Origin of the sequence: Halomonas sp. 5021 (assembly GCF_036663435.1) — a bacterium.
Classification (GTDB): Bacteria; Pseudomonadota; Gammaproteobacteria; order Pseudomonadales; family Halomonadaceae; genus Vreelandella; species Vreelandella janggokensis.
This window is the reverse complement of the sequence record NZ_JAXOVU010000007.1, coordinates 133,193-151,803: the sequence shown is the minus strand read 5'-3', so window position 1 is coordinate 151,803 and position 18,611 is coordinate 133,193. Positions and strand designations below refer to the sequence as shown.

Genomic DNA, 18,611 nt, shown 5'->3' with positions numbered 1-18,611 from the left:
CGCCTAGTTCACGCCATAACGCTCAAGCCAAGCGTCCTGCAGCGCGGTCATCCAGCTTGGGTGCGGCTCGGGCAGCGTCTTGGACAGCGCATCGGCCGGCAGTTCTGAAGGATGCCGCTCGCCCTGTTCAAACAGCGCCTGGGCATCGGCCTCCAAGCGGTCGATATCCAGCACGCTACGGTCGCCCCACATCGAAAGCGACTGCTTCTGCGCCTGGGCTTCCGGCGATAGCAGGAAGTTGGCGAGTACCATGGCGCCGGCCTTGTGCGGCGAGTTGTAGGGAATGGCAACAAAGTGGACGTTGCCCAGAGTGCCGCCTTCCAGCACGTAACTGCGCACACTCTCCGGCAGTTCGTACTCCATGACCGCGACGGCCGCATCGGTGGGGTAGAAGGAAAATGCCAGACTCAACTCGCCATCGCTCATCAGGGTGCGCAGGTTGGGGCCAGAGTCCGGGAAAGTACGTCCGCTGCGCCACAGGTGCGGGTGCAGCTCATCCAGGTAGGCCCACAACGGAGCCGTCACACGCTCGAAATCGGCGTCTTCCACGGGCTGGTAGAGGGCATCATCCTGGTCTGTGAGCTCGATCAGTGCCTGTTTCAAAAAGGTGCTGCCGGTGAAGTCAGGGATGCGTGGATAGCTGAACTGGCCAGGGTTGGCTTTAGCCCACTCAAGCAGTGCCGACATGTTCTGAGGCGGGGTATCGGTTAGGGCGCTGTCGTAATAGAAGGTGATCTGCGCCTTGCCCCAGGGCGACTCATACCCCTCGGTGGGCAGGGTGAAATCGGTCACCACTTCGGGGTTGTCGTTGGCGTTGGTGAGCGCAAAATTCGGCAGTGCCTCGGCAAAGGGACCGAACAGCAGATCGTTCTCGCGCATTGCGGCAAAGTTTTCGCCATTAATCCAGATCAGGTCGATGCTGCCCTCGTCATCGTTGCCCGCCTGCTTTTCAGCCAGCACCCGCGACACCGCACTGCTGGTGTCATCCAGTTTTACGTGAGCCACTTCAACATTGAACTGCGCCTGCATTTGCTCGGCCACCCAGTCGATATAGCGGTTGGTGCGTGAATCACCGCCCCAGGCGTTCCAGTAAACCGTTTGGCCTTCAGCTTCATCCAGCACGGCTGGCCAGTCGCTGGGGGCTGGCGCCGCCACCGCGGGAAGTGTCAGCGCCAGCAAGGGGGCGATCAGGGAGTATCGGCGTTTTAGCATGGGGTACCTCTGTCAAAATGAGCGGGCATTACTCAATCGCTGTCAATTAAAGTGTTGCGCGCAGGCGCTGCAGTTCGTCCTGAACGTGATCGATGATCGGCGGTGACAGGTAGTGTTCGACTCGATCGCGTACGTGATCAATGACCGCGCTGTCGGTAAGCTCCGCCGACCAGTCTTCGCCGCGCTGCTGGGCGTCCTTGGCGCGCAGGTGCTGGGCACGCCACTTGGCGCACCAGGTCAGCGACCACAGCCAGGTCGCTCGCCGGCAGGCAACTAAGGTTTCGGCGCTGGGTGATGTGCCCATGGCGGCCTGCCAGCGACGGTAAAACCCGACGACCTCATCCAATGACAGCACCGCCTGGCTATTCAGGTCCCAGGTAGTGGAGGTGTAGAGGCTGGTATGGGCCAGATCGATGCCCGGCAGACCATAGCGGCACTTCTCTAAATCCACCAGTACCGCGCGCCCCTGAGCATCGATCAGAAAGTTGCCCGGATGGGTATCAAAGCTGATCAGGCAGCGTTCGGCATCGGGAAGCGCCACCGGCAGAGCCGCCAGTTCATCTCGAATGCGCGCAACGACTTCAGCGCTCAAGTCGGCCTGTTCGAGCCATTCAGACTGGCGAGCCACTTCCTCGCGCATGGCTCGCCACGGGTCTGCTGGCGCTAGCAGTGGGGCAGGCGGGTCCGGCAGTGGCAGTCTGTGCAGGCTGGCAAGGGTTTCAGCGATGCGGGGTAAATCCTGCGGCAGTTGGGCCAGCTGACCTGCGATAGCATCCACCAGCAGGCCGCCGCGCGGCAAGCGATCGCTTACTTCCAGAAGGCCATGTAAACCGGGTACATGGCCACCCTGGCTGGCTCGCTGGTAGCAGGCGGCTTCGTAAGCCAGATTGTCGGCAGGGCCAAGGTTCATCTGGCTTTGCTTGGGAAGCCGTGCCACCCAGTCCGCCCCCTCACGGTGTAGCCACACGTGATCATGGGCAAGCCCCGTATCCGCCATCGGGGATAGCGATTGATAGCTGATATTGGCCTCTTGCAGCACTGCTTCCAGGGACTGCAGGCGCGCCTGTAAAGGTGTCGGCATGGCGTCATCCGTGTTGAGCAAGTCATCGTTGCCACTAAGTGGTTGTTCTAACGCCAACCTTACACGGTTTATGGTTAAAAATGATGCAGGCACGGCGGAAAGGCGCGGTCATGCCGCCCGGGTGGAATATCAGCAGCCCTAGTTTTGCATGGGAATATCATCTTTCCAGCGAAAGCCGACGCCACCAGCTTTCCATACGCCGTCGCGATTGAAGGGGTGCGGGCCGGATAAGTTGATGTACTGCGGCAATTCGAAGTGCGGCGCCAGATTCTGCCTGGCCTTGATCGTCACGCGGTCCATGATTCTCAGCCCCTGCTCTTCTGCCGACATATGCGCTTCAGGCGCTGCCCGATGGGCCAGCGCCCAGTTATCAATATACAGAAGGTCGCCTGTGTCGTAGTGGTAGCGTATGCCGTAACCCTTTTCGAATGACGCATTCAGCAGATCGTTATAGTCGTTGAAAAGCTGCTTCATCTCGTCTTCGTTGAGCAAGCGAAGTTGCTCGGTGGAGGCGGGTGTCTGCTGCAGCTCATCAATGGCGACACCGTCTTCCGGTAGCCGCTCCAGCACCGCGCCGGTCATTCCCAGATGCAGCCATACGCTCTTGCGCCCAGAAATAGGATGTTTGTGGACGACGGGGTGACTCACGCCTGATGCCGAGTTGACAGACACCAGCCGTTCCCAGAAGGCCTGCTTGTCCTCGGGCAGAACATCAAAGGCGGCCCCTTGGTGGGCAAAGTGCGTGCCGCCGCCCTGCTCTGGGGCGCGCGCCATGTAGTAGGCGGAGTGGGAAAACGTCGCGGCTTCGAAACTACCATCGTTATGCCACTGTGGGCCTACGCCCAGGATGCCGTAGCGGTTGTCATTGGAGCAGCGGAAGATATCCCGGTTCATGCCAGGCGTCGCCGGGTGGACGCCATGAGTGGAGTGGATTTCACCCGCGCCCCACCATTTGCTCGCGTTGACCAACTCATCGGCCGAGAGATCTGCCTGGTGCTTAAACACGATGAAGCCACGGTTCGCCATTTCCACTTCCAGCGCCTCGATGACAGGCGCTGGGAGTCGGTGACGTACGTCAGCACCGTAAATTTCGACGCCAAGCGGCTCCAGCTGTTTGACCGTCAGGCCGGCTTCTTCAAACAGCGCGACACGGTCAGGGTCGAGCGGTGGTATGGTCGGTGGCGTGTTGCTGAACTTGTCGGAGGGTGTTCGCATGATGACGTGACCTCAATGGGTGAATTTTCTTCACTCAGCGAATGTCCGTGACAGGGTCCTGAGCGGCAGGAACAAACGGTCCAATGATATTGGTCAGGTTATGCTGCGTTTTGTTCCTGGTCCAATCTGTGTGCTACCGGTAGGGAAAAGCCCAACCGCTCCCTTTTCGGTGCCGCCAAGGGGGCGGGCGTTATAACCACCCATTTTGCAATCGCATATCACCTTCATTCCTGTGTCATCAGGGCCTCATGAAACAGGGCTTCGACGCGCTTCTGGGTACGCGCATACCAAGCCTCGTCCTTGGTCACTGCCCTTTGGGCGTTGATGGGGTGGGTGGGAATATGCAGGCGCATGTCCAGTCCAGTGTCGCGGTGGGTAGTGACCTGCATCGCGGCAGAGTGTCGCGCTGGGCCATAGGGAATATGCCGGGCCAGCGCCACTTGGCGCTCGCTGGTGGTGGCGAAACGGATAAACGCTCGGGCCGTCTCGGGGTTCGGGGCGCCGCGGGGGATCACCCATGTCTCGTGCTCCTGGAGCTGGCCGTCCCAGAGAATCTCGATAGGCAGATCGCGCTCCACCATGGCCGCGAAGAAGCGGCCATTGTAGCCTGACGCCATGACCACCTTGCCCTCTTCGAGCAGGCGCACCGGGGTGTCGCCGGCTTCCCACCAGTGGATATTGTCGATGCCTTGCAGCCGGGCGAAGGCCAGATCCAGGCCACGGCGGGTACTGAGCAGGCGGTAAAGTTCTTCCCGGGGGACCCGGTAGGAGAGCAGCGCCCACTCCAGATTAGCCGCCGGCGTGCGTTGCAAGGCCCGAGGGCCAGGGAAGCGCTGTTGATCGAAGAGATCGGCGATGCGAGTGGGGCGCTCTCCGGGGAACGCATCACGGCGATAGGCCACGACAGTGGCAAAAATTGAATGGCTGATAAAACAGTGCCCCAGGGCACCAGAGAAGAAATCCTGGGGTGCCGGGGTACCGTCCGGCGCGGGGGCCGCCAGTTCGGTGGGTAGCGGCTCCAGCAGCCCTTCCTCGCAGGCTGCCATGGCCTCGCTGCGGGTCATATCGATGACGTCCCAGGGGACATCGTTGTCCGCAACGGCCTGGCGCAGTTTCGTCAGGCCGCCGTTATAGCTATCCACGGCCACCGGTACGTCGTGAGCCTCCGTGAAAGGGGTGAAGAGGGCGCGGCGCTGGGCTTGCTCGTAGGCACCGCCCCAGCTCAGAACGGTCAGCGGGTTGGCGGCGTCAGGCACGTCCGCCCGGATGGGAGATGTCAGGGCAAGCAGCCCGGTCAGGAGTCCTGGGATCCATCGTCTAGCCAGCACCGTGTTCCTCCCGTCGCAGGGCGTCGCTGTGATGCAAGAAGGCTCGAGCAATACTCGACTCATAGGCCACCCCAAGGAAGCGCCGTTCGTTATCGACAACGGCGATGGCCTCACCGGTGACCTTCTCCAATTGATGCATTGCGTCCCAAAGTGATGCGTGAGGATCCAGCACGGGGCGAGGCGTCTCGGGACAGTCGGCCAGGGTTGTCGCCTCGCTGCCTGCGCGGAGGGTCTCCAGGCTCGCCAACGTCACGCAGCCTTGATAGCGACCACGGTCGTCCACCCGGTAGGCTTCGCCATGACCTGCTGTGCTCAGGCACGAGATAGCCGCGTCCAGTGGGGTCGCAGGGGCCAGGGTGACGGCATCGTGGCTGATCAACTCGGTCAATCGGGTTTCTTGGAGCACGGCGCGACTGCGCCCCGCGGAGAGGTCCAGGCCACGGCGGGCCAGTTGAATATCGAAGAGCGAGCGGCCGAACAACTGGGCGGCCAGTGGATTGGCGAGCGTGACGCTGGCCAGGGCGGCGGTGGTCAAGGCATAGCTGCCGGTAAGTTCGAAGACGATCAGCAGAGTGGTAAGAGGCGCGCCGAGTACCGGAGCGGTGACCGCGACCATGCCGCACACGGCATAGAAGATGAACGTCTCCTGGCCGCCGCCCAGCTCGGCGACCAGGGTTCCGACCAGGGCGCCAAAAAGAGTACCGATCACCAGCGCTGGGCTGAAGACGCCACCGGCGAAGCCCAGCCCCAGACACAAAGCCGTCGCGGCCAGCTTGAGCAGCAGGACCATCAGCAGCTCGCCGCCGCCGTAGGCCCCCGGCAAGGTGGCGAAGCGCAGGGATTCCTGGCCCATGCCCAGGATATCGGGTACCCACAGCGCGGTTAAGCCGAGCAAAGCCCCGGCCAGTGCGGGATGCAGGCTGGCAGGTAACGGTAGCCGCTTAGCTAGCTGCCCCATGGCAAGAATGGCATGCATATAGGCGCCCGCCACCAGGGCGCCCAGGCCACCCAGGGCCAGGAAAAGAGCGAATTCCCAGGGTTGGGGTACGCCAGGCTCGGTGATATGGAACAGCGCCCCTTGATCCAGCAACTGGGTGGCCAGCACATAGCCGACGATGGCGGCGGCGGCCACGGGAGCGAAGGCGCGCAGGGCATAGTGGCGAAGTACGACTTCGTGGGCGAAGACAATGCCTGCCAGGGGCGCATTGAAGGCGGCCGCAATGGCAGCAGCCACCCCGCAAGCGATCGTGATATTGTCTTCTGAGCGCCCCAGGTGCAGCAAGCGTGTGATCAGCGAGCCGAGCGTCGCGCCGAGATGGACCAGCGGCCCGTACTGACCCACCGAAGCACCGGCGCCCAACGACACCAGGCTGCTTAACCCCGATAGCGCACCCGCCTTGGCAGGCAGGCGACCCCGGCGGGTCTGGACAGCAGCGATGGCGTCAGTAGGTGTGTGGGGACGGCCCCCGGGAAGACCGCGATGTAGTTGACCAACGAGCAGCCCGCCCAGGGTCGGTATCAGCAGGGTGGCCAGGATCACAAGCGTGGTGTTAGCCGCCATCATCTGGCCCCGCGGGGAGATCAACAACAGGTCGTTGAGCCATAACACCGCATTGACGAAACCGACGGCGACCAGCGCCGCCACGCCCCCGACGAGACTGCCCAATAGTACCAGACCAAGAAAACGCAACACCGCCAGGGGGTGTCGGGCCGAAACGCTGTCTTTGCTGGGCGAGTCCATCTCCCAGTTATAGGCGCTATCGGGTCGCCGGGCAAGGTAGCACGGGCGCCATGCGGTAAGAGCTGACTGGCGCCGCGTGGCTTACAGCGCTGAGATTTTAGCCCGCTGCTCTTCCAGCAGCTGCTTGGCGGCCTGGAAGTCGGCGAGCTTGCCGCGTTCTTTTTCCACCACTGATTCCGGGGCTTTGGCGATAAAGCCTTCGTTGTCGAGTTTCTTCTCGATGCCGCCGATCAGCTTGTCCTGTTTTTCAATTTCCTTGGCCAGGCGTTTGAGCTCAGCGTCTTTGTCGATCAAGTCCGCCATTGGCACGAGTACTTCCATGTCGCCGACCAGCTGTGTGGCCGATAGCGGCGCATCATCGGGATTTTCAAGCCAGGTGGCGCTTTCCAGCTTGGCAAGCTTGGCGAGGAAGTGGCGGTAGTCTTCAAGCCGCTCGGCATCTTCCGGCTTGCCCTTGGTGAGTAGTACGTCGAGCGGCTTGCCGGGGGCGATGTTCATCTCGGCGCGGATGTTACGCACGGCGATGATCACGCCTTTCAGCCATTCGATGTCGCGGGTCGCCTGCTCGTCGATTTTGCTGTCGTCGGCTTGCGGCCAGGCCTGCAGCATTAAGGACGCGTCGTCGCCGACGTAAGTGCCTGCCAGCGGTGCGACACGTTGCCAGATCTCTTCGGTGATGTAGGGCATCATCGGGTGGGCGAGGCGCAGAACGGTTTCCAGCACCCGCACCAAGGTACGGCGTGTACCTCGCTTTGCCTCGGCACTGGCATTTTCGTCCCACAGTACCGGCTTGGATAGCTCCAGGTACCAGTCGCAGTATTCGTTCCAGACGAACTCGTACAACGCCTGGGAGGCGTGGTCAAAGCGGTATTCCTCCATCGCCCTGGTGACCTGGGCCTCGGTTTTCTGCAGTTGGGAAATAATCCAGCGGTCGGCCAGAGAAAGCTCGACATCGTTGACGCCTTCTCCTTCCAGTGAGGTGCCGCAGTCTTCGCCTTCGGCGTTCATCAGCACGTAGCGCGAGGCGTTCCACAACTTGTTGCAGAAGTTGCGGTAGCCGTCCAGGCGGTTCATGTCGAACTTGATATCCCGCCCGGTAGTGGCCTGGGAGAGGAACGTAAAGCGCAGCGCATCGGTACCGTGGGCTTCAATGCCGTCCTTGAATTCGTCGCGGGTCGCCTTGGCAATCGCCTTGGCTTTTTGCGGCTGCATCATGTTGCCGGTACGTTTTTCGAGTAGCGCGTCCAGGCTGATCCCGTCGATCAGGTCGATGGGATCCAGCACGTTGCCCTTGGATTTGGACATCTTCTGACCCTGGCCGTCGCGCACCAGGCCGTGTACATAGACTGTCTTGAAGGGGACTTCGCCGGTGAACTTGAGCGTCATCATGATCATCCGGGCGACCCAGAAGAAGATGATGTCAAAGCCCGTGACCAGCACGCTGGTCGGGTGGAAGGTTTCAAGCTCCGGTGTCTGTTCCGGCCACCCCAGGGTGCCGAAGGTCCACAGGCCGGAGCTGAACCAGGTGTCGAGGACGTCTTCGTCCTGGGTGAGCTCAATATCATCGCCCAGGCCGTGCTTCTCGCGGACTTCGGCTTCCGTGCGGGCTACGTAGACATTGCCCTCCTCGTCGTACCAGGCCGGAATGCGGTGACCCCACCACAACTGGCGGGAAATACACCAATCCTGCAGGTCGCGCATCCAGGCAAAGTACATGTTTTCGTAGTTCTTGGGCACGAACTGGATATCGCCGTTTTCCACCGCCTCGATGGCGGGTTTGGCGAGGGACTCGACAGCCACAAACCATTGGTCGGTGAGCAGCGGCTCGATCACGTCACCCGAGCGGTCGCCGTAGGGCATGGTGTTGTTGACGGCTTCCACCTGTTCCAGCAGGCCCAGCGCGTCCATGTCCGCGACGATCAGCTTGCGCGCTTCAAAGCGGTCCAGCCCGGCGTATTTGGCGGGCAGGCTGGCGTCTTCGTCAGGCTGCGGCTGGCCTTTCAGGTCATAGATCTCGGCGCGCTCAAGGATGGTGGCATCCTGGCTGAAGACGTTGATCAGCAGGTGATCCTGGCGCTTGCCGACTTCGTAGTCGTTGAAGTCGTGTGCCGGGGTGATCTTGACGCAGCCCGAGCCTTTTTCCATGTCGGCATGCTCGTCGGCGACGATGGGAATCCGACGGCCGACCAGCGGCAGCTCGATAAACTTGCCGACCAGCGAAGCATAGCGCGTGTCTTCCGGATTCACCGCCACGCCGGTATCCCCCAGCAGGGTCTCCGGGCGGGTGGTGGCGACCACAAGGTAGTCCTTGCCGTCAGCGGTTTTGACGCCGTCGGCCAGCGGGTAGCGGAAGTGCCAGAAGCTGCCCTGCTGCTCCTTGTTTTCCACTTCAAGGTCGGAAATCGCCGTGTGCAGGGTGGGATCCCAGTTGACCAGACGCTTGCCGCGATAAACCAGGCCTTCTTCATGAAGGCGCACGAAGACTTCCTGTACGGCCTTGTAGAAGCCGTCATCCATGGTGAAGCGCTCGCGGGACCAGTCAACGCTGGCGCCCATGCGGCGCAGCTGGCGGGTAATATGGTCGCCGGATTCCTCTTTCCACTCCCAGACCTTATCGATAAACGCCTCGCGGCCCAGGTCGTGGCGGGTTTTTCCTTCTTCGGCGGCAATTTTGCGTTCCACCAGCATTTGCGTGGCAATACCGGCGTGGTCGGTGCCTACCTGCCACAGGGTGTTGTTGCCCTGCATCCGCTTCCAGCGCGTCAGGGTATCCATGATGGTGTCCTGGAACGCGTGGCCCATGTGCAGACTGCCGGTCACATTGGGCGGTGGAATCATGATCGAAAACGGGGTTCCGCGGCCGGTCGGCGCGAAACGGTTGTCGGCTTCCCAACGCTCGTACCAGCGAGTTTCGATCTGTTCAGGTTGGTAGGTCTTTTCCATGGATTGGCTCACCGCAACGATGCTCCCCGCCGGGAAGCATGGAATTCATAAATGGGATCGAAAAAATGGCGTCAAGTATAGCGCGATTAAGGGTAGGGCGTCAGGCCCTGACCGAGTGACGATTCAGTCCGCGCATGGCGATCAACCCAAGTACCGGCCCCGGCAGCAGCCACCAGATCACTGCAAGGCCTTGGTCCGACCATAGGGCGGTGACCAGCGCAATCGAGGGTATTGTCAGCCCAAAGCCAATGGCGTTCATCATGGCGAGCGCCGCGCCTAGCCGCTCGGGTGGCGCGGTAGCGCTGGCCAGGGCGGAAAACTGTGCAGAATCGGCGATCACGCTAAAGCCCCAGAGAAGTAAAAGGGCGATCAGCAAAAGCGGTGGCGCCCCGCCGATCAGCGGATAGAGCAGGCATAAGGCGCCCGACGTGGCAAGTGCCACAAACGCGACTCGAGCGCTACCGTAATGGCGGCTCCAGCGGCCGGCCAGCACGCAGCCGGGCAGGCCGATGGCAATGATCAAAAAGCTGATCCAGGACTGGGCGCTGGTGGCCGCATTAAGGCGTTCCAGCTCGCGTGTGACCAAAAACGGCACCAGCGCCCACAGTGCATACAGTTCCCAGCAGTGGCCGAAGTAGCCCAGCGCCGCGGCCCGGAAGTCTTTGTGCTTAAACGCGGCCAGCCCCGCCCAAGGGCGCCCGCCGGTGGTCTTGGCAGGCAGGTGCGGGCCAACGCCCAGTCGATAAATCAGCAGTGCGGCGGCCAGGGCCAGCAGCGACGCCAGCAGCAGCGGCCATTGCCAGGGCAGGTGCAGGGTCAGCCCACGCAGCAGGTGCGGCGAGGCAATGCCCAGGGTCAACATGCCCACGAGCCAGCCGAGCGCCGCCCCGGCGTGACTGGGCGTCCAGCTAACTACCAGCTTCATGCCCAGCGGGTAGATGCCCGCCAGGCAAAGCCCCGTCGCGAAACGCGCGAACCCGGCGAGTGTGACGTTATCTGCCACGCCGATAAAGGCGGCGTTAACCAGTGCCCCGAGAACCGCCGAGATGGCAAACAGGTGGCTGGCGCGAACGCGGTCGGCCAACCCCGAGGTGGCAATGGCCAGGGTGCCGGTAATAAACCCGGCCTGTACGGCAATGGTGAGGAGTCCGAGATCGCCTTCACTCAGGCCGACGGACTCCTGCAGCGCCAAACCAACGCCGTTAACGCTGAACCACAGCGAGGTGCCGAATAGTTGGGCAATAACGATCGTAACAAGCGGGTAGCGCGTGAGCACGTTTGCGTCTCCAGGAGTGTACAGGGCGTGGCAGGCCCCGCTTATGGTAATCAACAATTCGTTGTTACGACGAATTTTTTGAAAACAGCAGTGTCGGAATGCGAGAGTAGAACAAGGCCCGTCAGGATTGAGTCGGGTAGTCATTCATTTTGTACGCAATTGGAGTTTTTGATGCAGGTAGCCAAGCTTTTCGCGCCGGCAGTCGCCGCACTGGTGTTCAGTGCTCCCGCCATGGCCCAGCAAATGGGTGGTGGTACCCCCAGTATCGATGACCAGGTTAACCAGCTCGATGAAATGCTGGATCTGGATGACGCGCAAAAGGAAGAACTCAGCGGCCTTTTGACCCAGATGCAAGATGAAAGCAGTGCCAAGCAGCAGGAAGCCCGAGAGCTGCAACGGCAACTCAGCGAGCATGTCCAGCCCGATTACGATGAAGCGGCTATTCGCGCGGATGCTGAGCGTCTTGGTGACCTGACGGCCGAGATGACCGCTGACAGCGTCATCATGCAGTCTCAGATCGAAGACGTGTTCACCCAGGAACAGCGCGACCAACTGGATGAGGCCATGGCCCAGCGGCGGCAGCAGATGCAACAGATGCAGGAGCAGATGCAACAGCAGGGAGGCTAAGGCGAAGACGCAGTGATAGAGACTGTCTTTTCCATTGATGACCCCGCCACGTGCGGGGTCACTCGTTTGTGGCAGATGATTTCAACGAACTCACCCTAACTTATGCGGTACGACCTTATGGCCGAGTTCTTTATAGCGCTGCCAGCAGGCGCGCTTGGCGACCAGTACTTGCTGGTGCTGGTTAATGATTTCGGCAATGCGGGTGTAGCGTTCTATGCCCTCGGGAATATCCGGGTGCAGGTTCAGCAGGGCGGTCTCTGCCGAAGGCACCGGTAACTGCTGCCAGCCGAGCGTGATCGGCACGCTGGCGGCCATGTCGCTGTCTTCCAGCGCGTGGGGCAGGTAGGCGTCGTCGCGAAACCCCCACAGGGCCTCGTCGGCCTGTTCAGCCAGGGCCTTATCCTCGCAGTGCAGATGCAGGCGATAGCCTTTACGCCAGATGGTCTCGGCCAGCTTGCAGGCAAACTGGAGGCGGGCATCCAGCGTGGTGTCCGGCAGGATATAAAAGTCGATACGCGCCATGGCGGATTCCTGGCAGGGCGTCTCAAGGCAGCGCCGCCGCAGGCAATGCCGCGGCGACGCAATAAGGCTGGGGGTTATGCCAGCTTAGTGAGCCAGCCGTACTGGTCTTCGCTACGGCCGTATTGCAGATCCAGCAGTTTGGTGCGAATGCGCTTGGCGACCTCGTTGCTGCCGCCAGCCGTAAGACGAATACGCTCATTTTCGCTGACCAGCTCGCCCACCGGTGTGATGACTGCCGCCGTGCCGCAGGCAAAAACTTCGGTAATCTCGCCTGAGGCCGCCCCCTCACGCCACTCGTCGATGCTGATAGGGCGTTCTTCAGGGCTCAGGCCTTCGTCTTTGGCCAGGGTGAGCACCGAGTTGCGCGTGACGCCCTCGAGAATGGTGTCGGTCAGGCGAGGCGTCACCAGGCGACCGTCCTTGAAGACGAAAAACAGGTTCATGCCGCCCAGTTCCTCGATCCACTTGCTTTCTGCGGCATCCAGAAACGCCACCTGGCCGCAGCCGTTGGCGGCGGCTTCCTTTTGCGCTGCCAGTGAGGCCGCGTAGTTGCCGCCACACTTGGCAAAGCCGGTGCCGCCGGGCGCGGCGCGCTTGTAATGGGAAGACAGCCAGATGGAAACGGGTTCAATGCCGCCTTTGAAATAGGCGGCGGCCGGTGAGGCAATCACGTAGTAATCCACCTCATGGGCAGGGCGTACGCCCAGGAAAGCTTCCGTGGCAATCATGAAGGGACGCAGGTAGAGGCTGCACTCATCGGCATTGCTTGAGGGCGTGGGCACCCAGGCGTGATCCTGGGCGAGCAGGGCTTTCAGCGAGCCAATAAAGTCCTCGTCGGAAAGCTCTGGCAGCGCCAAACGCCGCGCGCTGCGACGAAAGCGCTCGGCGTTCTTCTCGGGGCGGAACGTCCAGACCGAGCCGTCGGCGTGACGATAAGCCTTGATGCCCTCGAAAATCTCCTGGCCGTAGTGCAGTACCGAAGCGGCGGGGTCAAGCGTCAAGGGGCCGTAAGGACGCACCTGGTGACCGTGCCAGTCGGCATCGATCGTCCAGCGAACGTGGGCCATGTGGTCGGTGAAGTACTGGCCAAAACCGGGGCTTTCCAGAATGCTGTCGCGAATCTCGTCGTCTGTCAGCTGATTGGACGGCAACACATCAAAACGGGTATCAGAACTTGCAGTGGGCACGGCTGTGGGTCTCCGCTAGCAATACGCCTTGTCGGGCGAATACTGTATCAGTAAGAGGTATTAAAACAGGCGCACAGAGTCAGGCCCAGTACGCCTTGATGTGTTCAGGTTTAACGGTTGTGGCGCTTAAAGGCAACCGCTGGTTGTCTAGTCGTCGCCATTTTCAACCTGGACGTCGTTTTCCCGGTCCAGAAGGTACTGGGTGAGCAGGCCGACGGGGCGGCCGGTGGCACCTTTCTGCTTGCCGGAGTGCCAGGCGGTGCCGGCAATGTCCAGGTGTGCCCAGGGGAAACGGTCGGCAAAACGCGACAGGAAACACGCCGCGGTAATCGTGCCCGCAGGGCGGCCACCGATATTGGCCAGGTCGGCGAAGTTGGAGTCGAGCTGTTCCTGATATTCATCCCACAGCGGTAGGTGCCAGGCACGATCCCAGGCGCCTTCGCCTGCATCCAGCAGGTCAAGGGCGAGGTCATCATCATTGGAGAGCAGACCGGTGGCATGATGGCCCAGCGCGATGATGGCTGCACCTGTGAGCGTGGCAATATCGACCACGCTTGCCGGCTTGAAGCGCTCGGCATAGGTCAGCGCGTCGCACAGCACCAGACGGCCTTCGGCGTCGGTATTGAGCACCTCAACGGTCAGCCCCTTGAGCGTGGTAATGATATCGCCGGGTTTGGTGGCGGCGCCGTCCGGCATGTTTTCCGCTGCGGCGACGATAAACACCAGATTCAGCTTGGGCTTGATCGTGAGGAGCGCTTTGACCGTGCCAAAGACGCTGGCCGCCCCGCCCATGTCGAACTTCATCTCGTCCATGCCTTCGCCAGCCTTGAGCGAAATGCCGCCTGTGTCGAAGGTGATACCCTTGCCGATCAAGACATGGGGGGCTTCTTCCGCATTGTCGGCCCCTTTATAGTGCATGACGATCAGGCGACTTGGCTCTCGACTGCCACGACCGACCGATAGCAGGGCGCCCGCGCCCAATTCGGCAAGCGCCTCTTCGTCCAGAATATCGACGGCCAAAGCGCCTTGGGATTCGCGTCCAAGCTGTTCCGCCTGGTCGGCCAAGTAGCTCGGCGTGCAGACATTTCCCGGCAGATTGCCTAGCGTACGCGTATAGTTGATGCCCTGACCGATGGCGCTACCCTGGTGGGCGCCCTGTCGAGCCCCTTCGGCATCGGCGGCATTGCTGATCATCAGGTTCAATTGCGTCAGGCTTGCCGCTGGCGCCGGGTTGCGCTTGAACTGATCAAACCGGTAGTTCGCGCGTTCGATACTTTCGAGCACTTTGCGCGCTTTCCAGCCCGTATCGCGATCGGCAAGCGGCACTTCGGTCAGCATGACGCTGGCATTATCGATGGGAAGTTTGATCAGCGCCGCCATGGCAGCATCCAGCGCCTTCAGATACGCCGTTTCATGACATTTTTCGCGTTCGCCAAGGCCAACAATCAGCAGGCGCTCGGCACCCAGACCTGGGGCATACGGCAATAGCTGAACGTTTGCGAGGCTGGCATCAATGTCGCCACTGGCGACAAGCTGGCCGATCAACTGTTCGCTGGCATCGTCGAGTTTGGCAACGGCGGGTAATAAGTCGCTACTTTTGTGGTCAGGTACCTTGTAAACAGGAACGACCAGGCAGGCCGTTTCTATTTTGGCAGGGTTAGCCGTTTGAACGGAAAATTCCATGACGTCTCCAACAAGACAAGCATCGAGGTATTCAGGATAATGTCCCAGTGTACCCAAGCACTGCAGGTGTTGCATAACATCCTGCACGACTAGCCGGAGAGCGCGTTGATCTTATTTCGCTATTTAACACGAGAAGTTCTGGTCACCATGTCCGCTGTAGCGGGCATTTTGTTGTTGGTGATCATGGGCAGCCGCTTTATCCGCTATTTTTCCGACGCCGCGGAGGGAGACTTTCCGGTCAATATCCTGGGTAGCTTGATGGTCTATCACCTGCCGGGGTTCATGGAGCTTATCCTGCCGCTTTCGTTTTTTCTGGGCATATTGCTGGCTTATGGCCAGTTGTACATGAACAGCGAAATTACCGTTATGGTGGCCTGTGGCATGAGCCCCAAGCGGCTTCTCAAGGTGACGTTATTGCCCGCTTCGGCGGTGGCGATAGTGGTAGGTGTTTGCAGCCTGTGGCTGACACCGGCGGGGGCCCTCCAGACCGCTGCCATCATAGAAGAACAGGAAAGCCGCTTGGACGTTTCAGTCCTGGCCCCCGGCCGCTTTCAGGAGTTTGGAGGTGGGCGTACCGCCTATATCAGCGGTTTCAATGATGATGGAAGCGAAATGCAGGATGTGTTGGTTCATGAACAGCGTCAGCCTGGTGATGATGCCGAACACAACTATGTCACGCGTGCAGTGTCGGGTTATCAGGAAACGCGGATGGATACCGGTAGCCGCTTTCTGGTGCTTAATGACGGTGAGCGTTACGGCGTGACCCCGGGGCAGCGAAACGCCGAACGCTTGACGTTTGAGCGCTACACGTTGCGGCTTGGCCTGAGTCGCGACCGCCAGGAACTGGATTCGCTGGAGTACGCCACGACGTTGGCACTTTGGCAGGATGACAATGATCGTGCCCAGGCCCAATGGCAGTGGCGGGCGGGGTTGCCGCTGATGGTCTTCATTCTGGCGATCATGGCGCAGCCGCTCTCGCGGGTTAACCCCCGACAGGGGCGGTTTGCCAAGTTGCTTCCCGCGGTCTTTTTATACGTTGCGTACCTGAGCTTATTGCTGGCGGCTGTCGATGCGGTGGGTAGCGGGGCGTGGTCCACTAGCGTGGGCATATGGCCCGTCCATGGGCTGTTTCTAGCCTTGGGGCTCTTGCTGATCTGGCACTCGCAACGCAAGGGGATGCGCTGATGATCGTTGATCGACTCGACCGCTATATTGCTCGCAATGTGCTGGCGGCCATTGTGGTGGTGCAGTTTGTTCTGCTCGGATTGGATATCACCATCGCCTACATCGACGATCTGGGTGATGTGCAGGAAGGCTATTCGGCACTGGATGCACTGTTCTATCTACTGATGCGGACTCCCTGGCGGTTTTACCAATATGCGCCGGTCGCGGTGCTGATAGGTGCGCTGATCGGCCTGGGCAGCATGGCGTCAAGTAATGAACTGACCGTGATGCGAGCGGCGGGCCGTTCACTGGGACGTATTGTCTGGAGCGTGATGAAGCCTGTGCTGGTCGTCGTCGTGGTCGTACTGATGGTGGCCGAGTATGTCAGCCCGCGCACCGAACAATATGCCGAAGCGTGGCGGCTTGAACAGCTTCAGGGTGAGGGGGCCATGTTAACCAGCCGCAGCGGCTGGCAGGTCGAAGGAGACAGTGTTTACCGCTTCGGGGCTATCCGGGCTGACAATGTGGTGCTCGACCTGACGCGTTACCGGTTTGACGAGGAACGTCTCGTCGAAGCGACCCATGCGCAACGCGCTATCTGGGACGATGGCGGGTGGCAACTGGAAGATGTCGCCACCACGCAGATTTTTGATGACCACACCGAGTCTGAGCAAGCTCAAACCTTGCGCTGGGAAACCGACTTCACCCCGCTTCAGCTGGAGCGCCTGTTGCGTTCGGTAGAGAGTCAGGCACCCAGCGAACTTTGGGCTTACGCGCGCTTCCTTGAAGAGCAAGGTATGCAGGCGGACCAGCCGTTGCTGTATTTCTGGCAAAAAATGTTAATGCCGCTGACCATGGGGTCGCTGGTCTTGATTGCCGCTTCGTTCGTGTTTGGTCCGCTGCGCACCGTGGCGGCGGGCACGCGGGTGTTTTACGGCGTGGTGACCGGGCTGGTCTTTAAATACGTTCAGGACTTGCTGGCACCGGCCTCGACACTCTTTGGTTTCTCCCCTGTTTGGGCAGTACTGGTCCCGACGCTGGCGTGCGCCGTGGTGGGAGTGTACTTCCTGCGGCGCAACGGTTAATCCAGATGCCGAGGAGTCCCATGACCAAGCGACGTTTTCCGCAACCGGCCAATACCCGGCCCGCGGGATTGCCATCGCGCCTGGGCGCGATGCTCTACGATGGCTTGTTGGTGACAGCCATCTGGATCGCCGTGACTGTCGCTCACTTGGTGTTTTTCAGGTTCGTGCTAGGTCAGAAGGCAGAAGAGATTGGCATCCAGGGCGTCGATATTTGGAGTTTGCGGCTTTTGCTGGTGCTGATCACGACGCTGTTTTTTGTTTTCTTCTGGCAGCGCGGAGGCATGACGCTGGGCATGCAGGCGTGGCGGCTGCGTGTGCAAACCCTCGATGGAGAGAGCATTTCACTCAAGCAAAGTCTGGTGCGCTGCCTCATGGCCTGGCTTTCCCTGGCAGCGCTGGGAATAGGTTACTGGTGGGTGTTGTTTGATAGCCAGTGCCGCAGCTGGCCAGACATCGCTTCTGGCACCCAGACCGTGAAATTGCCCAAGCATTAATTTTTCTTTGCAAGTGGATGAAATGTCGTTCCCGACAATCAGTTACATGCACCCTCACGTTACTTAAGACGAATCGATACCAAAGGTCATGCATTTTTACTTGCAAAGATGTATGCGACTCATTTACATTCACCTTATGAACTTTATGAGGTGCAGCCATGTACGTGTGTGTGTGCAAGGGAGTAACTGACCATCAGATCCGCCAGCAGGTGAGCGACGGCGCGCGTAGCTGGCAGGAAGTCCGTGAAGCAACCGGCTGTGCCACCCAATGCGGCAAGTGCGCATGCTTCGCCAAGTCGGTGACCCGCGAAGCGGTTCATGAGGCGCGCCTGGAAGCCAATGCTGGCTTGGCATATGCCGTTTGACGCGAATCACTATTGTTAGGGTTATCTTTAGCAAATATATGATTTGCTTGAATTTTTAGTCCTCATCTCTATACTCCCAGTAAGGCTGGGAGTACGCCTTTTATGGTCAATACTCCTCCATTAACGTAACTGCTTGATAGAGCCTGCTAAACTATCAGCATTACAGCAAAAAGGTGACGTCATGAAAGGTGATCCGAAAGTAATTGAGCATCTCAATATTGCACTTGGCAACGAGCTGGTGGCCATCAATCAGTACTTTTTGCATGCCAAGATGTACAAGGACTGGGGCCTGCAAGCGCTGGCCAAGTGGGAATACGACGAATCCATCGAAGAGATGCAGCACGCCGATAAACTTATCGAGCGTATCCTGTTCCTTGAAGGCATTCCCAACCTGCAGGATCTCGGCAAGCTGTATATCGGCGAAAATGTCAAAGAGATGCTCGAAAGCGATCTGAAGATCGAGCACGATGGCCGCAACGATTACATCGAAGCCATTACCTATTGCGAGAGCGTTAAAGATTACGTTACCCGCGATTTGCTGCGCGACCTGCTCGCCGACGAAGAAGATCATATCGACCACATCGAAACCGAGCTTGGCTTGATCGACAAGGTGGGTATTCAGAATTATATGCAGCGCCAGATGCAGATGGCAGGCGACGAGTAATCGCTTGAGTTGAACCAGCTTAAC

General features: G+C 60.0%; 16 protein-coding genes. 6 read left to right on the top strand and 10 right to left on the bottom strand.

Annotation, left to right across the window (positions count from 1 at the left end; translation table 11 throughout):
- Positions 1–3: 3 nt before the first annotated feature.
- The 7 genes from R3F64_RS12840 to R3F64_RS12810 all read right to left on the bottom strand — a co-directional run bounded on the left by R3F64_RS12840 (position 4) and on the right by R3F64_RS12810 (position 10,796).
- Positions 4–1,212 carry an ABC transporter substrate-binding protein gene (locus R3F64_RS12840; RefSeq protein ID WP_199284609.1) on the bottom strand — a complete coding sequence of 403 codons (1,209 nt, stop codon included), beginning with the start codon at positions 1,210–1,212 and terminating at the stop codon, positions 4–6.
- 46 nt (positions 1,213–1,258) lie between these two features.
- Positions 1,259–2,293 (bottom strand): aminoglycoside phosphotransferase family protein, encoded by a 1,035-nt coding sequence (locus R3F64_RS12835; RefSeq protein ID WP_264824561.1) that lies wholly within the window; start codon positions 2,291–2,293, stop codon positions 1,259–1,261.
- Positions 2,294–2,431: 138 nt separating this feature from the next.
- Complete coding sequence (locus R3F64_RS12830; protein WP_264824560.1) at positions 2,432–3,508, bottom strand: TauD/TfdA dioxygenase family protein; 1,077 nt, start codon at positions 3,506–3,508, stop codon at positions 2,432–2,434.
- Between the two features lie 224 nt (positions 3,509–3,732).
- Complete coding sequence (locus R3F64_RS12825; protein WP_233337335.1) at positions 3,733–4,836, bottom strand: extracellular solute-binding protein; 1,104 nt, start codon at positions 4,834–4,836, stop codon at positions 3,733–3,735.
- Positions 4,826–6,577 (bottom strand): chloride channel protein, encoded by a 1,752-nt coding sequence (locus tag R3F64_RS12820; protein ID WP_233337336.1) that lies wholly within the window; start codon positions 6,575–6,577, stop codon positions 4,826–4,828. Before R3F64_RS12820 ends, R3F64_RS12825 begins: the two co-directional genes overlap by 11 nt.
- Positions 6,578–6,658: 81 nt before the next feature.
- The gene (locus R3F64_RS12815) at positions 6,659–9,520 is read right to left on the bottom strand and encodes a valine--tRNA ligase (RefSeq protein ID WP_332611820.1); all 2,862 of its coding nucleotides are present in this window, start codon (positions 9,518–9,520) and stop codon (positions 6,659–6,661) included.
- 100 nt (positions 9,521–9,620) lie between these two features.
- On the bottom strand, positions 9,621–10,796 hold the full coding sequence (locus R3F64_RS12810) for an MFS transporter (RefSeq protein ID WP_254902880.1): 1,176 nt from the start codon (positions 10,794–10,796) through the stop codon (positions 9,621–9,623).
- 171 nt (positions 10,797–10,967) lie between these two features.
- Between R3F64_RS12810 and R3F64_RS12805 the strand changes: the two genes are divergently transcribed.
- Positions 10,968–11,423 (top strand): Spy/CpxP family protein refolding chaperone, encoded by a 456-nt coding sequence (locus R3F64_RS12805; protein WP_085918378.1) that lies wholly within the window; start codon positions 10,968–10,970, stop codon positions 11,421–11,423.
- Positions 11,424–11,513: 90 nt separating this feature from the next.
- Here the strand turns inward: R3F64_RS12805 and R3F64_RS12800 are convergent, their stop codons facing one another.
- The 3 genes from R3F64_RS12800 to R3F64_RS12790 form a co-directional block, all read right to left on the bottom strand.
- Positions 11,514–11,945 (bottom strand): DNA polymerase III subunit chi, encoded by a 432-nt coding sequence (locus R3F64_RS12800; RefSeq protein ID WP_085918379.1) that lies wholly within the window; start codon positions 11,943–11,945, stop codon positions 11,514–11,516.
- 74 nt (positions 11,946–12,019) lie between these two features.
- Entirely contained in the window at positions 12,020–13,132 is a 1,113-nt protein-coding gene (locus R3F64_RS12795) for a branched-chain amino acid aminotransferase (protein ID WP_199284615.1), read from the bottom strand.
- 147 nt (positions 13,133–13,279) lie between these two features.
- Positions 13,280–14,815: a leucyl aminopeptidase gene (locus tag R3F64_RS12790; protein ID WP_085918381.1), complete on the bottom strand. Its 1,536-nt coding sequence runs from the start codon at positions 14,813–14,815 to the stop codon at positions 13,280–13,282.
- Between the two features lie 105 nt (positions 14,816–14,920).
- On the opposite strand from R3F64_RS12790, the gene lptF reads away from it, so the two are divergent.
- The 5 genes from lptF to bfr all read left to right on the top strand — a co-directional run bounded on the left by lptF (position 14,921) and on the right by bfr (position 18,587).
- Positions 14,921–16,000, top strand: a complete 1,080-nt coding sequence (gene lptF, locus R3F64_RS12785; RefSeq protein ID WP_085918382.1) for an LPS export ABC transporter permease LptF — start codon at positions 14,921–14,923, stop codon at positions 15,998–16,000.
- Positions 16,000–17,064 (top strand): LPS export ABC transporter permease LptG, encoded by a 1,065-nt coding sequence (gene lptG / locus R3F64_RS12780; protein ID WP_199284616.1) that lies wholly within the window; start codon positions 16,000–16,002, stop codon positions 17,062–17,064. The genes lptF and lptG overlap by 1 nt, the downstream gene beginning before the upstream one ends.
- A 20-nt stretch (positions 17,065–17,084) precedes the next feature.
- Entirely contained in the window at positions 17,085–17,558 is a 474-nt protein-coding gene (locus tag R3F64_RS12775; RefSeq protein WP_199284617.1) for an RDD family protein, read from the top strand.
- 158 nt (positions 17,559–17,716) lie between these two features.
- The gene (locus R3F64_RS12770; RefSeq protein WP_085918385.1) at positions 17,717–17,923 is read left to right on the top strand and encodes a (2Fe-2S)-binding protein; all 207 of its coding nucleotides are present in this window, start codon (positions 17,717–17,719) and stop codon (positions 17,921–17,923) included.
- A 181-nt stretch (positions 17,924–18,104) separates the two neighbouring features.
- Positions 18,105–18,587 carry a bacterioferritin gene (gene bfr / locus R3F64_RS12765; protein WP_085918386.1) on the top strand — a complete coding sequence of 161 codons (483 nt, stop codon included), beginning with the start codon at positions 18,105–18,107 and terminating at the stop codon, positions 18,585–18,587.
- Positions 18,588–18,611: the final 24 nt, after the last annotated feature.

Coding starts and splice junctions, on each gene's coding strand:
- R3F64_RS12830 (WP_264824560.1), bottom strand. CDS start 3,508: ATGCGAACACCCTCCGACAAGTTCAGCAACACGCCACCGACCATACCA.
- R3F64_RS12840 (WP_199284609.1), bottom strand. CDS start 1,212: ATGCTAAAACGCCGATACTCCCTGATCGCCCCCTTGCTGGCGCTGACA.
- R3F64_RS12805 (WP_085918378.1), top strand. CDS start 10,968: ATGCAGGTAGCCAAGCTTTTCGCGCCGGCAGTCGCCGCACTGGTGTTC.
- R3F64_RS12835 (WP_264824561.1), bottom strand. CDS start 2,293: ATGCCGACACCTTTACAGGCGCGCCTGCAGTCCCTGGAAGCAGTGCTG.
- R3F64_RS12820 (WP_233337336.1), bottom strand. CDS start 6,577: ATGGACTCGCCCAGCAAAGACAGCGTTTCGGCCCGACACCCCCTGGCG.
- R3F64_RS12800 (WP_085918379.1), bottom strand. CDS start 11,945: ATGGCGCGTATCGACTTTTATATCCTGCCGGACACCACGCTGGATGCC.
- R3F64_RS12790 (WP_085918381.1), bottom strand. CDS start 14,815: ATGGAATTTTCCGTTCAAACGGCTAACCCTGCCAAAATAGAAACGGCC.
- R3F64_RS12770 (WP_085918385.1), top strand. CDS start 17,717: ATGTACGTGTGTGTGTGCAAGGGAGTAACTGACCATCAGATCCGCCAG.
- R3F64_RS12815 (WP_332611820.1), bottom strand. CDS start 9,520: ATGGAAAAGACCTACCAACCTGAACAGATCGAAACTCGCTGGTACGAG.
- lptG (WP_199284616.1), top strand. CDS start 16,000: ATGATCGTTGATCGACTCGACCGCTATATTGCTCGCAATGTGCTGGCG.
- R3F64_RS12775 (WP_199284617.1), top strand. CDS start 17,085: ATGACCAAGCGACGTTTTCCGCAACCGGCCAATACCCGGCCCGCGGGA.
- bfr (WP_085918386.1), top strand. CDS start 18,105: ATGAAAGGTGATCCGAAAGTAATTGAGCATCTCAATATTGCACTTGGC.